At 74.5% G+C, this 16,294-nt stretch carries 11 protein-coding genes, 1 tRNA gene, 1 pseudogene and 1 riboswitch; of the genes and pseudogenes, 6 read left to right on the top strand and 7 right to left on the bottom strand.

The window, feature by feature from the left end:
* Positions 1 to 414 precede the first annotated feature (414 nt).
* From ACFV3R_RS31925 to ACFV3R_RS31910, 4 genes are all read left to right on the top strand, one after another.
* The gene (locus tag ACFV3R_RS31925; RefSeq protein ID WP_385590417.1) at positions 415 to 2,001 is read left to right on the top strand and encodes a hypothetical protein; all 1,587 of its coding nucleotides are present in this window, start codon (positions 415 to 417) and stop codon (positions 1,999 to 2,001) included.
* Positions 2,002 to 2,209: 208 nt separating this feature from the next.
* Complete coding sequence (gene trmB / locus ACFV3R_RS31920; protein ID WP_385590433.1) at positions 2,210 to 3,085, top strand: tRNA (guanosine(46)-N7)-methyltransferase TrmB; 876 nt, start codon at positions 2,210 to 2,212, stop codon at positions 3,083 to 3,085.
* A 103-nt stretch (positions 3,086 to 3,188) separates the two neighbouring features.
* Positions 3,189 to 4,562 (top strand): PrsW family intramembrane metalloprotease, encoded by a 1,374-nt coding sequence (locus ACFV3R_RS31915; RefSeq protein ID WP_385590415.1) that lies wholly within the window; start codon positions 3,189 to 3,191, stop codon positions 4,560 to 4,562.
* 103 nt (positions 4,563 to 4,665) lie between these two features.
* Positions 4,666 to 5,826, top strand: coding sequence for an N-acetyltransferase (locus tag ACFV3R_RS31910; protein ID WP_385590413.1), 1,161 nt, complete (start codon positions 4,666 to 4,668; stop codon positions 5,824 to 5,826).
* 128 nt (positions 5,827 to 5,954) lie between these two features.
* Here ACFV3R_RS31910 and ACFV3R_RS31905 read toward each other — a convergent pair whose 3' ends face one another.
* From ACFV3R_RS31905 to ACFV3R_RS31885, 5 genes are all read right to left on the bottom strand, one after another.
* The gene (locus ACFV3R_RS31905; protein WP_385590411.1) at positions 5,955 to 6,899 is read right to left on the bottom strand and encodes an aldo/keto reductase; all 945 of its coding nucleotides are present in this window, start codon (positions 6,897 to 6,899) and stop codon (positions 5,955 to 5,957) included.
* Positions 6,900 to 7,026: 127 nt separating this feature from the next.
* Positions 7,027 to 8,550, bottom strand: coding sequence for an MFS transporter (locus ACFV3R_RS31900; RefSeq protein WP_385590409.1), 1,524 nt, complete (start codon positions 8,548 to 8,550; stop codon positions 7,027 to 7,029).
* A 485-nt stretch (positions 8,551 to 9,035) separates the two neighbouring features.
* Positions 9,036 to 10,250 (bottom strand): M23 family metallopeptidase, encoded by a 1,215-nt coding sequence (locus ACFV3R_RS31895; protein ID WP_385590431.1) that lies wholly within the window; start codon positions 10,248 to 10,250, stop codon positions 9,036 to 9,038.
* A 225-nt stretch (positions 10,251 to 10,475) separates the two neighbouring features.
* A riboswitch (cyclic di-AMP (ydaO/yuaA leader) is annotated at positions 10,476 to 10,611 on the bottom strand.
* 460 nt (positions 10,612 to 11,071) lie between these two features.
* Entirely contained in the window at positions 11,072 to 12,511 is a 1,440-nt protein-coding gene (locus ACFV3R_RS31890; protein WP_385590407.1) for a PP2C family protein-serine/threonine phosphatase, read from the bottom strand.
* Positions 12,512 to 12,805: 294 nt separating this feature from the next.
* Positions 12,806 to 13,477 carry a TetR/AcrR family transcriptional regulator gene (locus ACFV3R_RS31885; protein WP_385590405.1) on the bottom strand — a complete coding sequence of 224 codons (672 nt, stop codon included), beginning with the start codon at positions 13,475 to 13,477 and terminating at the stop codon, positions 12,806 to 12,808.
* A 101-nt stretch (positions 13,478 to 13,578) separates the two neighbouring features.
* Between ACFV3R_RS31885 and ACFV3R_RS31880 the strand changes: the two genes are divergently transcribed.
* Together ACFV3R_RS31880 and ACFV3R_RS31875 are read left to right on the top strand one after the other, a co-directional pair.
* Positions 13,579 to 14,775 (top strand): acyl-CoA dehydrogenase family protein, encoded by a 1,197-nt coding sequence (locus tag ACFV3R_RS31880; protein WP_385590403.1) that lies wholly within the window; start codon positions 13,579 to 13,581, stop codon positions 14,773 to 14,775.
* Between the two features lie 92 nt (positions 14,776 to 14,867).
* The gene (locus tag ACFV3R_RS31875; protein WP_385590401.1) at positions 14,868 to 15,407 is read left to right on the top strand and encodes a flavin reductase family protein; all 540 of its coding nucleotides are present in this window, start codon (positions 14,868 to 14,870) and stop codon (positions 15,405 to 15,407) included.
* A gap of 114 nt (positions 15,408 to 15,521) precedes the next feature.
* On the opposite strand, the gene ACFV3R_RS31870 is transcribed toward ACFV3R_RS31875, so the two are convergent.
* Together ACFV3R_RS31870 and ACFV3R_RS31865 are read right to left on the bottom strand one after the other, a co-directional pair.
* Positions 15,522 to 15,594 (bottom strand) — tRNA-Lys (locus ACFV3R_RS31870).
* Positions 15,595 to 15,846: 252 nt separating this feature from the next.
* Positions 15,847 to 16,294: pseudogene (locus tag ACFV3R_RS31865) on the bottom strand (RNA helicase); the annotation flags it as partial.

Here is a 16,294-nt window from a genome sequence, read left to right as displayed (position 1 = left end):
GCGCTTCCGGTGGCCGGAGCCGGCACGGCCGGTCGGGGCCGGGTGGCGGGCGTGCGACGGTCCGGGAGGCGGGCCGCGCCTCCCGGACCGGACCACCACCTGCGGGGATTCGAGGTGGCGGTATCCCCCAGCCCGCTGGTCGCAGCGCAGCGGGCCGACCCACGCAGCACTCATGGAACAGGTCACGGCCGGGGTGACGGCAGCGCGCACGCACGGCGCACGACGACACGGTGCCGGTGCACACGTCCACCACGTACCCCCGGCACATGCCGCGTGCGACTCCCGTGCCGGAGAACCGAAACCCGCCATCCACCCCACCGGGCCTTAACGGTGAGGATTCGGCGAACTACTCTGGGTGGACGCATGCTCCGGGGGGATAACCGGGGTGCGGCTGTCGCTGGTCGAGGGGTGCGCATGTCCAGGGATACTCGTGGGCCGAACGAGAAGCTCGGAACCGTTCTCGCGCTTGCCGGCATCAGTAACGCCGGGCTCGCCCGGCGCGTCAACGATCTCGGTGCGCAGCGGGGGCTGACGCTCCGGTACGACAAGACCTCGGTCGCCCGCTGGGTCTCCAAGGGCATGATCCCGCAGGGGGCGGCGCCGCACCTGATCGCCGCGGCGATCGGCAGCAAGTTGGGGCGTCCCGTGCAGCTGCACGAGATCGGCCTGTCCGACGCGGACCCGGCGCCCGAGGTGGGCCTGGCCTTCCCGCGCGACGTCGCCACGGCGGTCCGGTCCGCCACCGAGCTGTACCGCCTGGATCTGGCGGGCCGGCGGGCCGGCGCGGGTGGTATCTGGCAGAGCCTGGCCGGTTCCTTCTCCGTGAGCGCCTACGCGACCCCCGCCTCGCGCTGGCTGATCTCCCCCGCCGACGGATCGGTGGCGCGCGACGCGACCGCGGCTGCGGCGGACACGGCCCCGGCGCCCGGTACGGCCCCCCGGACAGGTAGTGCGACGAGACCGGGGGCGGGCGCCGGCCTTCCGGGGCGCTCCGCCGCCACCGCGCTGCCGGGCTCCGCGTCCGTCCCGGTGCGCCCCGGCGTCCCCCCGGCGGGCGGACCGGACGCGGAGGCGGCCCCCCTCCATGTGGGCCACAGCGATGTGGCGAAGCTGCGGGAGGCCGCTGAGGACGCACGCCGCTGGGACTCCAAGTACGGGGGTGGGGACTGGCGTTCGTCCATGGTCCCGGAGTGCCTCCGGGTCGACGCGACGCCGCTGCTGCTCGCCTCGTACAGCGACGAGGTGGGTCGGGCCCTCTTCGGTGCCACCGCCGAACTCACGCGCCTGGCCGGGTGGATGGCCTTCGACACCGGGCAGCAGGAGGCCGCCCAGCGTTACTACATACAGGCCCTGCGCCTGGCTCGGGCGGCGGCGGACGTGCCGTTGGGCGGGTACGTCCTGGCGTCGATGTCGCTCCAGGCGACCTACCGGGGCTTTGCCGACGAGGGCGTGGACCTCGCACAGGCTGCGCTGGAGCGCAACCGGGGTCTGGCCACGGCCCGCACGATGAGCTTCTTCAGTCTGGTGGAGGCGCGGGCGCAGGCGAAGGCGGGTGAGACCCGGGCGTGCGAGGCGGCACTGCGTGCCTCGGAGGGCTGGCTGGAGCGGTCCCGGCCGGGCGACTCCGACCCGTCGTGGTTGGACTTCTACTCCTCGGAACGGTTCGCCGCGGACGCTGCCGAGTGCTACCTGGACCTGCGCCTGCCGCACAAGATGCGGCAGTTCAACGAGCAGGCGCTGTCCCAGCCGACGGAGGAGTTCGTCCGCTCGCACGGGCTGCGCCTGGTGGTCTCGGCCGTCGCCGAGCTGGAGTCGGGGAACCTGGACGCGGCGTGCGCGGCCGGGGTGCGGGCGGTCGAGGTCGCCGGGCGCATCTCCTCGGCACGGACCACCGCGTACCTCCGTGACCTGCTGCACCGCCTGGAGCCCTACGGGGACGAGCCGCGCGTGGCCGAGCTCCGTGAGCGGGCCCGTCCGATCCTGGCCGCCGCCCCGTCCTGACCGCCGGGCCGGCCCCGGGCCTCCGCTCCCCGGTCTCGCTTCCTGACGCTCGGCGCCGGCCCGCTGCCCCTGCGTGGCGGTTCCGGCCCCTCAGGTCGTGAGCCGCGGTTCCTGAGGCTCGGGTGCCGGGTCCGGGCGGCCGGGCCCGGCTCCCGGGAGGGCAGGTGGTGGCGACTGCGCCCGTAGAATCGGCACCACTGTGTCCGAGATGCCAGACCGTTCCGCTGCCCAGCCGCCGTCTTCCGACCGCCCGGCTGCCGAGCCGCCCACGTCCGAACGCCCCGCTGCCCAGCTGCCGTCTTCCGACCGTGACGGGGCCGGAAGCGGCGCCTCCGCGCAGCGGCCGGCGGCCCGGCGCTCCTCGCCGATGTTCCCCGACGGGACCGGTCCCGCCGCCGACCCCGCGGGCGCCCACCACGAGCGGCGCATCCGTTCCTTCCAGCCCCGCCGCAGCCGCGTCACCGCGGGCCAGGCCGACGCGCTGCGGCGCCTGTGGCCGGTGTGGGGCTTCGACGTGGACGGGCTGTCCCGGCTCGACCTCGACGCGCTGTTCGGCGGGCGTCCCGTCGTCCTGGAGATCGGCTTCGGGATGGGGGAGGCGACGGCGCAGATGGCCGCGGCCGACCCCGGCACCGGCATCCTCGCCTGTGACGTGCACACCCCGGGCCAGGGAAACCTGCTGGCCCTCGCCGAGCGCCGGGGCCTGGACAACGTCCGGGTCGCCAACGGGGACGCGATCATCCTGTTGCGGGAGATGCTGCCGCCGGCCTCCCTGGCGGGGCTGCGCGTCTTCTTCCCGGACCCGTGGCCGAAGAAGCGCCACCACAAGCGCCGGCTGATCCAGCCGGAGTTCGTCTCCCTCGCCGTCACCCGACTGGCCCCCGGCGCCTTCGTGCACTGTGCGACGGACTGGCAGGAGTACGCGGCCCAGATGCTGGAGGTGCTGGCGGCCGAGCCCGCCCTGGAGAACCTCCACGAGGGCTACGCGCCCCGGCCCGACACCCGGCCGCTCACCCGGTTCGAGGGGCAGGGCCTGGACAAGGGGCACGCCGTGCACGACCTGGTGTTCCGCCGCCGGGACTGACCGGTTCGGGCCCCTTGACGCCGAGCGGCAGGGGCGGGGGGTCGTTAGGGTCGAGGAGGTGTACTCCTCGCCTCCGCCCACGCCACCTCCGATACCGGCGCACGTGCCCGATGAGGGCGCGCCGGGCAGGTCGTGGTGGGCGCAGGGCAGCGTCCGTCCCTCGCGTCTGCGGCACCGGTTGCGCCACAGTCGTCTCCTGCACAACCGGGTGTGCGACAGCAGGGTCGTCCGCCGGACCGTGCTGGTGCTGGGGTTGCTGCTGTGTGCGGCGGCGTTGGTGATGCGGGTGCGTCAGCAGACGGGGACGACGGGCTTCTTCGTGGGCCTGGGCCTGGCGTTGCTGCCGGTGCCCGTGCTGGTGGGCGTCTTCCGCTGGTTGGACCGGGCGGAACCGGAGCCCTGGCGCAACCTGCTGTTCGTCTTCGCCTGGGGGGCGTGCGCCGCGGCACTGGCGGCCCTGTTCGTCAACAGCCTGGCGACGAGCTGGCTGGTGGCCTCCTTCGCCGCCAGCAGGCCGACGGACGCCTACACCTGGGGTTCGACGATGGTGGCACCGGTGGTGGAGGAGTCGGTAAAGGGCACGGCCGTGCTCCTGCTGTTCCTCTTCCGGCGCCGCACCTTCGACGGCGTCACCGACGGCATGGTGCTGGCGGGGATCACGGCGACCGGTTTCGCGTTCACCGAGAACGTCCTCTACCTGGGCGAGGCCTTCGGACAGGACCGGGACCTGGGGCAGACGGGGGTGCACTCGCTGACCTTCGCCACGTTCTTCATACGGGTGGTCATGACGCCCTTCGCCCACCCGCTCTTCACCATCCTCAGCGGCCTGGCCTTCGGCATAGCCGCCGCCCACTTCCCGCACCGCCGTCCGCTGCGGATCGCGTTGCCCCTGCTCGGGCTGGCCACGGCCGCTCTGCTGCACTCCATCTGGAACACCGCCTCCAACATGGGGGACATGGGGTTCCTGACCGTCTACGGCCTCTTCATGGTCCCGGTCTTCGGGGCGCTGACCTGGCTGGCGCTGTGGTCACGCCGGCAGGACCTGCTGGCGTTGCGGACCTTCCTGCCGCCCTACGCGGACGCCGGGTGGCTCGCGCCGCACGAGCCGCTGGCGCTCTCCAGTCTCCGCACCCGTGCCGCCGCCCGCGACGCGGCCCGCCGGGTACAGGGCCGGGCCGGCGCCCGCTCGGTCGCCGCCTACGCCGCGACCGCGACCACGCTGGCGGCCCTGCGGCGGCATGCCCACCGCGTCGGCCCGGGCACCGACTTCCGGGCCCGCGAGCATGTCCTGCTGGAGCGGCTGTGGCAGCACAAGGCCGCCGCAGGCCCCGCCCTGGCCCACGCCCTGCACACCACCCGCCCGCTCCTTCCCGGCCTCCCGCCGCGTCCCACCGCCGCGCCCGCGTCCGGCGGCGGGTTCGAGGCGGGCGGCAGGGGGGAGGCGGGCGCCCCCTCGGGAGGCGAGGAGGGGGAGTAGCCGGGGAGTAGCCGGGGAGTGGCTGCCACCGCACCACCCGGCGGCGGCAGCCCCGCCCCGAAGTCCCGTGTCCTGGGCTGCCCGGACCGCCTACCGTGCGTCCATGCCTCCCTCCTGCGGTGACACCTCTTCCTGCGGTGACACCTCCTCCTGCGCTGACACCTCCTCCTGCGCTGACACCTCCTCCCTCGGTGGCACGTCCTCCTCCGGTGACGCGCTCTCCCCCGATGGCGGCACCCTCTCCCCCGATGGCGGCACCCTCTCCGCCGGCGAGGCGCGCTCCCCCCGTGACGCGCGCTCCCCCCGCGACGCCTTCTCCTCCGGTGGTACGGCCGACGGCGTACCCGACGGTGTACCCGACGGCGTGCTTCCGGCTGTCGTGGCCTTCCGGCTGGAGTTCGCGCGCCGCCAGGCCAGGATCGCGCGTCCCGTACCGGGCGGGCTGGTGGTCCTCGACCCCCGGCTGCCGGACTCCCACGAGCACAACCAGTTGCTGTGGGCGGACGGCGAACCCAGGCCGCCGCAGGGCCTTACCGCGGCAGACCCCACCACTCCTGCCGCCACGGACCCCGTGACCTCCCCCGGCCCCGCCAGCCCCGTCGACCTCGCCGGCCTCGCCGAGACCCACCTGGCCGCCCTCTCGCACCGGCACCTGACGGTCCTCGACGACGAGGTGGGGCGTGCCGGCGCCCCGGCACTCGGGGCGGCAGGCTACGAGCACCGAGAGGAGCTGGTGATGGTCCGCGTCCTGCGGTCGGCTCCGGCCCCGGACCCGTCGGCACCCGGGGGCGAGCAGCCGCCTGCCGCCGAGCAGCCCCTCGCAGGCGGACGGCGTCATCTCACCGAGGAGGTGTCCGCGGCGGAGTTGCGGACGGCCGTCCTCGCGTGGCAGCGCCACTGGCTGCCGGACCTGCCCCAGGAGGTCCTCGAACAGCTCGCGGACCGCCGGGGGGTGCGGGTGCGCGGTGCCGACCAGGTCCGCTACCTGGTCTCCCGTGAGGCGGACGGCACGATCGCCGCGTGGTGCGACCTGTACGTCGACGCCGGTCGACACATCGCCCAGGTCGAGGAGGTGGTGACGGCGGTGGGCCGCACCCGGCGCGGGCACGGCGACGCGGTGGTGGGGGCGGCCGTGGCGCTCGCGGCCCGTGCCGGCGTCGACTTCGTCTTCCTCCTCGCCGACGCCGGGGACTGGCCGCGCACCTGGTACGCACGCCGCGGCTTCACCACGGTGGGCCGCTCCCACGCCTTCACGCGCGCCTGAGGGCGCCCCGCAGGCACAGAAGACCCGCCGCGCCTGAGAGCCGCCCCGCAGGCACAGAAGGCCCGCCGTTCCTCGGGACGGCTCCACGCGTCCCGAGGCGGGGCGGCCCGTCGCGGAGGCGGCAGCGCTCAGGCCGAGGCGGCCGTCAGGGCGGCCAGGTCGTCCTCGCTCAGCTCCAGGTCGGTGTGGGCCAGGAGCGGCGCGAGCTGTTCGACGGTGCGGGCGCTGGCGAGCGGGGCGACGACGGTGGGCTGGGCGGCGAGCCAGGCCAGGGCGACGGTCGACGCCTCGACGCCCTGCGCGCCGGCGACGGTGTCCAGGGCCGCGAGCACCTTCTGGCCCCGCTCGGTCGCCAGGTACTGCCCGGCCTTCTCCGAGCGGGCGCTGGCCACGCTCGCCCCCGGCCGGTACTTGCCGGTGAGGAAGCCGGAGGCCAGGGCGTAGTAGGGGACGGCGCCGAGCCCGTGGCGCTCCGCGACCGCGGCGAGGTCGCCCTCGTAGGTGTCGCGGGAGACGAGGTTGTAGTGCGGCTGCACGGCGACGTAGCGGGCCAGACCCTCCCGCTCGGAGAACGCCAGCGCCTCCTCCAGCCGGGCGGCCGAGATGTTCGAGGCGGCGATCTCCCGGATCTTGCCTGCCTTGACGAGTTCGTCGAGCACGCCGAGGAACTCCCCGACCTCCACGGTCTCGTCGTCGTAGTGGGTGTAGTACAGGTCGATGTGGTCGGTGCCGAGCCGGCTGAGGGAGGCGTCGACGGCCCGCCGGAGGGTCGGGGCGGAGAGGCCCTTGTAGTCCGGGTGCGCGCCGCCCTTGGTGGCGATGACGACGTCGGAGCGGTTGCCGCGGGCGGCCATCCACTCGCCGAGGAGGGCCTCCGACTCGCCTCCGGAGTTGCCCTCCACCCAGGCGGAGTAGACGTCGGCGGTGTCGACGAAGTTGCCCCCGGCCTCGGTGTAGGCGTCGAGGACGGCGAAGCTCGTCGCCTTGTCGGCGGTCCAGCCGAAGACGTTGCCGCCCAGGGCGAGCGGGGTGACGGAGAGCGAGCCCAGGTTCCGGGTGTCAGTGGCGTTCATGATCCTTGCAGCACGGGCTGCCGGCGGTTTGTTCCGCCGCCCGGCCACGGCATCCGCCACCTTCCGTCGCCACCTGGCGCGGGCCCTCGCCGGCCCGCGGCGCCCGCACGCCCCACGGGCGGGAAGGTCACGGCCTGGCGCCCGCCGCCGGCGGGGCAGGGGGCTTCGGGGCCTTGGGGTCGGCGGAGGTGAGAGGTGCGGCGATGGACTCCAGCGAGCGGCGCTCGGCGTTGACGGCGAACACGGAGGCGACGAGTCCGGCCAGGCACATCAGCGAGGCGCCGATGACGAAGGCGAGGGCGGTGTCGGAGACCTTGCCCGTGGAGGTGAGGTCGGCGAAGAGCAGCGGGCCGCTGATGCCGCCGGCGGCGGTGCCCACGGCGTAGAAGAAGGCGATGGCCAGGGCCCTGGTCTCCATCGGGAAGACCTCGGAGACCGTGAGGTAGGCGCTGCTCGCACCGGCGGAGGCGAAGAAGAGGACGACGCACCAGCAGGCCGTCAGCGTCGTCGCGTTCAGGTGCCCGGCGTCGAACAGCCAGGCGGTGAGGAACAGCAGGAGGCCGGAGGCCAGGTAGGTGCCGCTGATCATGATGCGCCGCCCCACGGTGTCGAAGAGCTTGCCCAGGACCAGGGTGCCGAGGAAGTTGCCGGCGGCGATCACGGCGAAGTAGTAGCCGGTGTGGTCGCTGGGGACGTCGTAGAAGGCGGTGAGGATCGCCCCGAAGCCGAAGGTGATGGCGTTGTAGAGGAAGGCCTGGCCGATGAAGAGGGCGAGGCCGAGGTAGGAGCGGCGGCGGTAGCGGGAGAAGACGGTGCGGGCGATCTCCAGGAACCCGATGGTCTTGCGGGGGTGGATGGTGATGGTGCCCTGGGGCTGCGGCAACCGGTACGGCTCGCCGTCGGCGCCGCTGCGGTGTTCGGAGGTGACCTCCTTCTCGATGCCGGTGACCAGGGCTTCCGCCTCGTGCCCGCGGCCGTGGATGAACAGCCACCGCGGGCTCTCGGGGACGTTGCGGCGCACCAGCAGGATGACGAGGCCGAGGACGACGCCGAGTGCGAACGTCAGCCGCCATCCGACGTCGGCCGGGAGGAGGTCGGTGTTGAGCATGACGATGGACAGCAGGGCCCCGCCGATCGCGCCGAGCCAGAAGCTGCCGTTGATGATCAGGTCGACGCGGCCCCGGTAGCGGGAGGGGATCAGCTCGTCGATGGCGGAGTTGATGGCTGCGTACTCACCACCGATGCCCAGGCCGGTCAGGAAGCGGAAGAGGAAGAACCACCAGGAGGAGAAGGAGACCGCGGTGAGCGCGGTGGCGGCGAGGTAGACGGCGAGGGTCACCATGAAGAGCTTGCGGCGGCCGTGCCGGTCGGTGAGGTGGCCGAAGAAGAGGGCGCCGACGCATGCCCCGGCGACGTAGAGGGCGGCGGCGACGCCGGTGACCTCGCCGGAGGTGATCGGCAGCCCGCTGCCGTGCTCGGAGAGGCGGCTGGCGATGTTGCCGACGACCGTCACCTCCAGGCCGTCCAGGATCCACACCGTGCCGAGACCGACCACGATCATCCAGTGCCAGCGGGACCACGGCAGACGGTCCAGACGTGCCGGCACGTCGGTGGTGACGGGTTCGTCCGGAACCCTTTCCGTCGTCGCCATCGGGACGCTCCTCGGCTGTGGGCAGGGGATGCGGGAACCCTGCGTTGCCCGAGCGGGTGCCCAGGAACGGCACCTGGCTAACGGCGTGTTATCAGCCTCCACCAACCGGTCGCCCCCCGGCCGGGACGCGGGAGGGCTGCCCGGGCGCGGGAGGACTGCGGAGCGCTGGGCGGGAACAGGCCGTCCCCGGCGCGCGGCCCACCACGAGCGCCCCACCGACTCCTGCTCGGAGCGTGCCAAGTCACCGTGTGCCCCCACACGTCACTCCGGGCCTCCGGACGCCACCACGCGCACCCGGACCGTCACCCCCGGCCCCCGGACGCCACCACGCACCGGGTTCGTCGCCCCTGGCCCGCGGACGTCACCACCTGCCCGGGTTCGCCGCCCCTGGGCCCGGACGCCGTCGCCGGCCACCGGACGTCACCGTGAGCCACCGGACGTCACCGTGAGCCTCCGGACGGCGCCCGCAGGCCCTCCCGGTGCCGTCAGACCTCGAGTCCGTGGGCGCGCAGCCACGGCATGGGGTCGATCGGGTCGCCGCCGCCCGGCCGGACCTCAAGGTGCAGGTGGGGGCCGGTGACGTTGCCGGTCGCACCCACCCGGCCGATGACGTCGCCGGTGTTGACGTGGCCCGAGGTGCGCACCATGGAGGACATGTGGCAGAACCACAGCTCGGTGCCGTCGTCGAGGGTCAGCACGATGCGGTAGCCGTAGGAGCCGGCCCAGCCCGCGGAGGTGATGGTGCCGGAGTGGACGGCCTTGATGGGCGTACCGGTGGGGACGGCGAAGTCCTGGCCGGTGTGGTCGGCCGACCACATGTCACCCGCCTGGCCGAATCCGGCGGTGAGGGTGTAACCGGTGACGGGCAGCCGGTAGCTGCGGGCGAGGGCGGCGAGGCGCTTCTTCTCGGCCTCGTGGCGGGCCTTCTCCTCGGCTGCCTTCTGCTCCTTCTCGGCCTTGGCCCGGTCGGCCTCGGCGTCGGCCGCCGCCTGCTTGAGCGCGGTCTGCCGGAGGGACTCCTGGTCCTCCTGCTCGCCCTCGTCGCGCTGCTGCTCCGCCTGCTGGAGGATGCGGGCGCGCAGGGCCTCCCCCGCGTGCGCGGTGTCCGAGCCCTGTGTGGCGTCGTGCCCGAGCGGGGCGGCGGAGTGGGCGGTGTCGGCCTGGACGGCGGTGGTGCCCGGGCCGCCGGTGACGTGGTCGGTGGCGTGGTCGTCGCCGGAGAGCATGCCGCCGACGACCGGAAGCGCGGAGGCGTCGGGCAGGTGGGCGGCCACGTCGTGGGCGAGGGAGCCGACGTCGGCCAGGGCTATGGAGACCGGCGGCTTCTCGTCGGCGCTCGCCATGCCCCCGGCACCGACAGCGGCGATGACGCCGACGCCCAGCACGGTGCTGCTGCGGGCGAGGCCCCCGCCGCGCTGTCTGACGACGCGGTGGCGGCCGCGGAGCGGAGCGCCCGCCTCCTCCTCGCCCGGGTTCCAGGCGCCCTCGCCGGGGTTCCAGGCGTTGTCGCCAGGGTTCCAGGCGCCCTCGCCGGCGTTCCACGCGCTCTCGTCCGGGTTCCAGGTCCCCGCGCCGGTGTCCCGGGCGTTCCCGCCCGGATGCGCAGCGCCCTGCCCCGCGGTCCAGGCAGCCTCGCCGGCGTTCCAGGCGCCCGTGCCCGCCTCCCAGGTGTCCGCTCCGGTCGTCGGTGCGGCCGGCACCGCGGTGTCGTCGAGGGGGTGGCGGCCGGTGGCCGGTGCCTCGGGGGAGCCGGTGGCCGGGGCGACGAGGGGGATGCCTGCGCCGAGGGTGACGCCTGCCGCGTCGACGCTCGCTGCCGTGCCGACGACCACGGGCGGGAGGTTTCCGGTGCCACCCGGCACGGCGGTCTGGGGGTGGGGGGCGAGGCCGGAGGTGGACCTGTTGAACGCCACGGAGGCGCACTCCTTTCCTTCCTTCGCGCCTACCGGGTTAGCTGACGGGTTCGGAGCAGGAAGGTCTCCTACGGATGCCCGGGGAGGGCGCCCGATTCACCCCACGGTGGTGGTTCCCCGGTTCCTGGCGCGGTGGCGACCGGCCGCGGGCGGGAGGGCTCGCGGCTGCCGCTCCGCCCGTCAGGCCACCGCGGGTGGGACGGGGAACCAGGCGCACGGAATGCGCGGTTCCGCGTCGGTGGCGGGGCCTGACGGGCGGTGCGACGTGCGTCGGTGCACTGCGCCGGTGGATTCGGCGGTGCCGCGCGGAGCCGCCTCGGTAGGCGGCGGGGACGACCGCGCTGCGTTATCGGACAGTAATCTAATCAGCCCTGAGATTCCAAGCCTTGGGCACACCTGTTCCACAACTCCCCTACACCCGGACCCCCCGCAAATGCCCCATGTGGCGATGAACCAGGGCGTAAGTCCGGGCTTTCAGTAAACCCCTGCCGCAGTGATCGTGTAAGAGTCGTTATCCGGCCGGCGACGGCACGGTGACGCTTGGTCAGCCCTTGAAGGCGGGCCCCTCCGTAGGCGTCGCCCCCTCAGGAAGCCCCCCGGACGGGACGTCACTCCGGCGCCGTCCCGCCCCGCTCCTCCAGCCCGTCACCCGCGGAGTCGTCCCCGGCACCGGCGGACCCGCCGACCAACCGGCCGCCCGGCCCGCTGCCGGGCCCGTCTCCTGACCGGCGGTCGACCCGGCCCCCGGGCCCGCCGTCCGCCCGCCCCTCCACCCCTTCCTCAACCCCGCCGTCCGCCCCGCCCCCCGCCGCGGAGCCCGCCACGCCGTTCTCCCGCCGCGCCCTCTCCCCCTCGGCCTCGCCCGGGCCGCGTCGTCGCACTGCCAGCAGGGCCATGTCGTCGGCCGTCTCCCCGCGGGTGTGCTCGGCGACGTCCGCGACGAGGGCAGCCAGCAGCTCCTCGGGGGAGTCGAAGACCCGGCCGCCCAGTCGCCGCACCGGGTCGTAGAACTCGCCGGCCGCGTTCCTGGCCTCGGTGACGCCGTCGGTGAACAGCAGCAGGGTGGCGCCCGGGGGGAAGTCGGTCTCGTCGGCCCGGTCGGGCCAGCCGGCCACCTCGCTCATCCCCAGCGGCAACGCGGGAGAGGCGGGGGTGACCTCACGCAGCGCCCCGTGCGCCTCGATGACCAGGGGCGGCGGGTGCCCCCGGTTGACCACGCGCAACCCGACCCGGGCGTCCGCGGGGTACTCGGCCAGTACCGCGGTGGTGAACCCCTCGAACTGGTCCAGCCCCTCCCGGCGGCTGCCCTCCCGCTGCAGGGCGCGTTCCAGGCGTCCCGCCACCGCCTCCAGCGAGGCCTCCTGCTCCGCGGCCTCCCGGAACGCACCGATGACGATGACGGCGGCCTCCACCGCCTCCATGCCCTTGCCCCGGACGTCACCCATGATCAGCCGCACGCCGTGCGGGGTGTCCTGGACGGCGTAGAGGTCACCGCCGATCCGCGCGTCGGCCTGGGCCGCCACATAGCGCGCCGCCACCGCCAGGGCGCCGATCCGCTCAGGAGGCGTGGGCAGCAGCGCCCGCTGCGCGGCTTCGGCGATGTCCCGTACCGAGGCCAGGCGCGCGTCGCCCAACCGGACGATGCGGTTGATGCCCAGCGCCAGCACGCTGACCAGGAGCACGGTGAGGATCTCGGCGACCAGTTCTTCCACCTGCCGCCGCCCCTGCAGGCCGAGGCGGAGCGAGACGGCCGTGATGGACGCCACCGCCGCCGCCGCGATCGCGCCGGTCGCCCGCAGGCGGTAGAAGGCCGCGGCGACCAGCGGCGCGCCGGCGAAGAGCGGGGCGGCCGTCCAGCTCCGGGGCGTGACCAGGTCGAAGGCGACGCCGCCGACCACCATCGCCACGGGGAGCCAGAGCGCCACCCACCGCCACAAGGGCGAGAGCCGCTCATGGCGCCCCTGGTTCTCCAGGTCGGTGCGGCGCCGTCGGCGCCTGGCCCGGCCCGCACCGCGGCCGCCGCTCCGCCCACCGCCTCGACGCACCACACCGGTCCCTTTCCGTGTCCCCGCCGGACGGCCGGCCCGCCGGGCCCGCTCCTCGCGGCCTCGGCGCCTGCCGCGTCCGGCGGTGGGGGCACCGGACGCGCTGACCGCGCACGCATCGACCTTTCGGACATACGTTACATACATGGCCAGGGCGGGGCGGGTGTCGCGCGGCGGGACCGGGCACGGCGTCCCCCGCCCCCCGCCCCGGCACCGCCGGCGGCAACCCACCCCACCGAGCGCGGCGCAGGCGGCGGATGAGGGGGCCCGCGGGTGAGGGCGGCCGGCAGTGGACGGTCAGCCAGCGGCCGGCGGCTGCGGACCTGCGCGGCGGTCGGGGGTGCGGAGGTAGGCGAGGGCCATGTCGCTGAGCTGGTCGGCGTACCAGTCCCACCCCGCCTCGTCCGCGGGGCGGTCGGAGCGTGCGGCGGTGTGGACGCAGGCGCCGATGAGGGTGCGGGCCATGGCATCCAGTGCCGACCGCGGGTCCGTGCGGCGGATCTCGCCGAGGTGGGGTTCCGCCGCCTCACGCAGCAGCCGGTGGAGGACGGCGACGACGCGGAAGCCGCGGTCCATCACGTCGGTCCCCCGGGCGGGCAGCAGGGCGGCGAAGACCCGGCTCTTGGCGGCGAAGGACTGGGCCAGAGCGTGGGTGTAGGCCTCCACGACGCCTTCCAGCGAGGGCTGTGCCGTGCGCAGCCGCCCGGCCAGGTTCTCCTCCAGCCGTTCCCGGATGCGTTCCTGGAGGGCGACGACCAGTTGGTCCTTGCCCTCGAAGCGGCGGTAGATCGAGCCGACGGAGACGCCGGCGCGTTCGGCGACCCCGGTCATCGTCAGTTCCTCGATGCCCTCCGAGACGAGGAGATCCTCCGCCGCCTGCAGAACGCGCATCAGGGTGGCGCGACTCCGCGCCTGCTGCGGCTCCCGGAAGGGTGCTGGGCGGCTCGGCTCGTCGGTCACGCTCGGCATCGTACCGATGCGCCCCTTCCCCACGCCTTTGACAAGGGATCCTCCCTCCATAGAAAGCGAACGCGAATTTCGGTTCACTTTCTACGAGGCGGGGAGACGCCATGCCAAGGCACCTGCACGACACCGAGGAAGTCCAAGCCCTGCTCGCGGCGGTCCGCGAGCAGCGTCAGACGCTGGCCGAGGGCGGACTGGCCGGCGACCGCGACAACGCCGACCCCGCCGGCAACATGGCGCTCCTGCACGAGTTGGGCCTGGCGCGACTGGCCGTGCCCACCGCGCACGGGGGCCTGTGGGACGGGGCGGAGCGCGGCGGTCTGGGCGCGGCCCTGCGGATGGTGCGGGAGATCAGCGCCGGCGACGGCCCCACCGGCCAGAACTGGCTGACCACCCTGCTGGTCGCCCGCATACTGCTGCACCCGGAGAGCGGCTTCCCCGAGTCGACCCGCGCCGAGCTGGCCCGCCGCATCCTCGACGAGGGACTGCGGTGCGTCTCCTCCGCCGCCGAGACGGGGGTGAGCGGCAAGGTCACCGCCCGGCCGGTCGAGGGCGGCGTGGTGCTCAGCGGCACGAAGTCCTTCAACAGCAACAGCGGCGGCCTGGGCATGGCGCTGGTGCAGTGCCTCCTGGAGGGGGAAGCGGCCACCCGCCACCACGTGCTGGTGGACCTGCGCCACCCGCAGGTCGAACTGCACGACGACTGGGACACCATGGGCCAGCGCGGGACCCGCAGCCAGACCGTCACCTACCACGACGTCCTCGTCGCCGACGGCTGGCACCAGCCGGCCCCCGGCGCGCCCTCCCCCGTGTTCCTGGGGGCGGCGATGCTGATGCACGCCGCGCTGCTCCAGGGCATCGGCGAGGGCGGCCTGGACGCCCTCGTCCGCCACGCCCGCACCATGAAGCGCGGCTCCCTGCCGCAGTTCGCCACCCCGGCCGAGGACCCGCTGATCCTGCGCCGCGTCGGCCTGCACTCCAGCCGCCTGGCCGCCTCCCGGGCGCTCCTGCACACCGCCGCCGACCGGCTGGAGGCCTCCCGCGACGGTGCGGACGTCGACGCCCTCACCATCGACTGCTTCCGCTCCAAGGTCGCCTCCGTCGAGGCCGCCCTGGCGGCGACCGCGGACATCCACGAGGTCACCGGCGCCCGCAGCACCTCCAACCTCTACCGGCTCGACCGCTACTGGCGCAACGCCCGCACCTTCGCCTCCCACGACCCCACCGACGCCAAGAGCGTCTACGTCGGCGGCTACGAGTTCGGCGGCCACCTCCCGCCGCTCTCGACGATCATCCGCCTCTGACCACCGGCGGGGCCCGGCACCCACCGGGCCCCGGCCGGGACGGCCGTCAGCCCGCAACGCCCCTACGACGCGCCCCCGAGGGGAGCCGCCTCATGTCCCGCCCGCACACCGCGCCGCCCCACCACGTATCCCCGGATCTCTTCCGGCAGGCCATGGCCTCGGTGGCCACCCCCGTCTCCGTGGTCACCACCCTCGAACGGGGCAGGCCCCACGGCACCACGGTGAGCGCCTTCGCCTCCCTGTCCATGGACCCGCCCATGGTCCTGATCGCGCTCGACGAGCACTCCCACCTCCTGGCGGTCACCCGCCGCACCGGCCGGCTCGCCCTCAACGTCCTCAGCGCCGGACAGGACGCCCTTGCGACCGCCTTCGCCCGCAAGGGCACCGACAAGTTCGCCGGTGTCGACTGGCGCGAGGAAGCCGGCCTGCCGCGGCTGAGCGGCGCCGGCATCTGGCTGGCCTGCGGTGTCGAGGCGTTCCTGCCCGGCGGCGACCACTTCGTCGTCGCCGCCACCGTCACCGACGGCCACGTGGACGAGGCAGCCGCGCCGCTCACCTACCACCGCCGCCGGTTCGGCACCCACACCCCGGGCGACGCCTCGCCGGAGCACGTCCGCCCCGCCGTGTCCTGACGGTGGCGCGACCCGCGGCCCGGCGGGAGGCACCGACGCACAAGCGCCCCGGCGGGTGGGACCGTCCGGGGCGCTCGGGGTGCTGGTGGGCGGCGCGCGGTGGCGCCGGTCGAGTGGGCCATCAGGGGCTCGAACCCTGAACCAATGGATTAAAAGTCCACTGCTCTGCCAATTGAGCTAATGGCCCGCACGAGCAGCATAGCCCGCGTCCGCCCCGCTTCTCGAAGGCATAGGGGCACCGACACCGGAACGGAAGGCTCCGGCTGCGGGGCACCGGCAGGCTCCGGGCTGCCGTCAACACGGCGGCGGGCCCGTCGTACCGGCCCGGCAGGCCCCACCGGACGCCTACGGGAACGGGCCCGCCCCCACGTCGTGTGGGGTGCGGGCCCGTCACCGAGCGGTCGGCGCGCGAGGGGGCTCTCGCCTCCCTCACCCGGCGTCAGCTGCTGCGCTTCCAGCGGGGCTTGTCCGCGCGGCGGTCGAAGGAGCGGCCGCCGGGGGTGTTGCCGCCCCGGTGGTCGTCACGACGGCCGTGCGGACGGCGGTCGTTGTCCCGGTCGCGGCCGAAGGAGGACGGGCGGTCGTCGCGCCGGTCGCGGTGCAGCGGACGGTCGCCGGAGCGGTGCTCGTGCCGGTCGAAGGAACGGCCACCGCGGTCGTCCCGGCGGTCACGGTTGAACCCGCCCCGGTCGTCGCGACGCTCGAAGGAACGGCCACCGCGGTCGTCCCGGCGGTCACGGTTGAACCCACCGCGGTCGTCGCGACGCTCGAAGGAACGGCCACCGCGGTCACCACCGCGGTCGTCACGACGGTCACGGTTGAAGCCGCCCCGGTCGTCACGGCGCTCGAAGGAACGGCCACCGCGGACGTCGCGGCGAGCAGGGTTG

This window comes from Streptomyces sp. NPDC059740 (assembly GCF_042733155.1).
Classification (GTDB): domain Bacteria; phylum Actinomycetota; class Actinomycetes; order Streptomycetales; family Streptomycetaceae; genus Streptomyces.
This window is presented reverse-complemented; position numbering and strand designations above follow the sequence as displayed.

Coding starts and splice junctions, on each gene's coding strand:
- ACFV3R_RS31885 (WP_385590405.1), bottom strand. CDS start 13,477: ATGCCGAGCGTGACCGACGAGCCGAGCCGCCCAGCACCCTTCCGGGAG.
- ACFV3R_RS31925 (WP_385590417.1), top strand. CDS start 415: ATGTCCAGGGATACTCGTGGGCCGAACGAGAAGCTCGGAACCGTTCTC.
- ACFV3R_RS31910 (WP_385590413.1), top strand. CDS start 4,666: ATGCCTCCCTCCTGCGGTGACACCTCTTCCTGCGGTGACACCTCCTCC.
- ACFV3R_RS31900 (WP_385590409.1), bottom strand. CDS start 8,550: ATGGCGACGACGGAAAGGGTTCCGGACGAACCCGTCACCACCGACGTG.
- ACFV3R_RS31880 (WP_385590403.1), top strand. CDS start 13,579: ATGCCAAGGCACCTGCACGACACCGAGGAAGTCCAAGCCCTGCTCGCG.
- ACFV3R_RS31875 (WP_385590401.1), top strand. CDS start 14,868: ATGTCCCGCCCGCACACCGCGCCGCCCCACCACGTATCCCCGGATCTC.
- ACFV3R_RS31905 (WP_385590411.1), bottom strand. CDS start 6,899: ATGAACGCCACTGACACCCGGAACCTGGGCTCGCTCTCCGTCACCCCG.
- trmB (WP_385590433.1), top strand. CDS start 2,210: ATGCCAGACCGTTCCGCTGCCCAGCCGCCGTCTTCCGACCGCCCGGCT.